Raw genomic sequence first — 1,069 nt, forward strand, 5'->3', positions numbered from 1 at the left:
GGTGCGCGACTGTATCCTGTGCCGGCAGCTCCCATACCAAAACGGACGGTATTTAGTACAGAATTTTTAGCTCCACTAAAGATTCCGCCTATTCCACGTAATCCAGCAGAATAAGCTGCACCTTCAACAGATACTGAAGCTAACTGGGAGGCGTAAGTTAATGATAGGTAGGATATTAACGCCATAAGACAACCAAATCCTAAAATTTCAAATCCGACCCTTATTAAGTTAAGTTCACTAGCTTGTGATAGTAATGAAGTGATATTTTTACCAAAAAATGACATTCCCATACGAAGTGAAATACCGATAAACATAACAGTAAGAATATTAGCAAAAATAAGTTGGAGCCAGTTATTAAACATGTTACGTAAGAAATTATATAGCACACAGAAAACAAAAATTGGCGCAGTAACGGTTAATAGTTTTAATGTGATAGTTGTAAAAATAAATATAAAAAATGGTACAAACAAAGAAAAGGCAATACCAATCCAAGCTAAGCCAGAAGCGACTAACCCTTCTGCTGGGACATATTTAGATTTATCTAAGTCAAAAAGTTGGCTAGCAATATCTGTACCTAGATCTAACTGGTCATCCATTAAACCGGCTATACCGTTTCCGGTAAAACCGGTTAAATTGGTTTTGAGATCATCAATTATTGCTAATGCGCCATCTAAATAACCACCATAATTCATCATTATAGAAATGATGATCATTTTACTGGCAAAATCATATAAGAGTTCTTTTGCCGGCGCTTCAATTTTGCCTGCAAATATTGCCAAACCTTTAAGGGTATAATAGAGCAATAAACTAGCGCCAACTATACTATAAAGAGAGTTAGCAAAACCTGAACTCATAGACTGACTGACCGAAGTCAGTAAGTCTGTTATGAATTAATCTATAGTCTCAAAAAATCTCATTTTTTATTAACCTAATAATTTCCTCCGCGAATATTCGAACGACGAATACTTGCTTGAGCTTTATTTGCATTACTACAATTGGAGTTTGCCATTAATGGCTCCGCCTTTTTCTCACATTCTTCTAACATTTTTTGACGTTCAGTCGTATGTTC

The 1,069-nt window shown here is 35.7% G+C and carries 1 protein-coding gene; it reads right to left on the minus strand.

The features are described from left to right. A partial coding sequence (locus A3CS_RS0110705) for a TrbL/VirB6 family protein (RefSeq protein WP_019518485.1) occupies nucleotides 1-854 on the minus strand: 854 nt, incomplete at its 3' end. Between the last annotated feature and the right edge of the window lie 215 nt (nucleotides 855-1,069).

Source organism: Aggregatibacter actinomycetemcomitans DSM 8324 (genome assembly GCF_000372365.1).
Classification (GTDB): Bacteria; Pseudomonadota; Gammaproteobacteria; order Enterobacterales; family Pasteurellaceae; genus Aggregatibacter; species Aggregatibacter actinomycetemcomitans.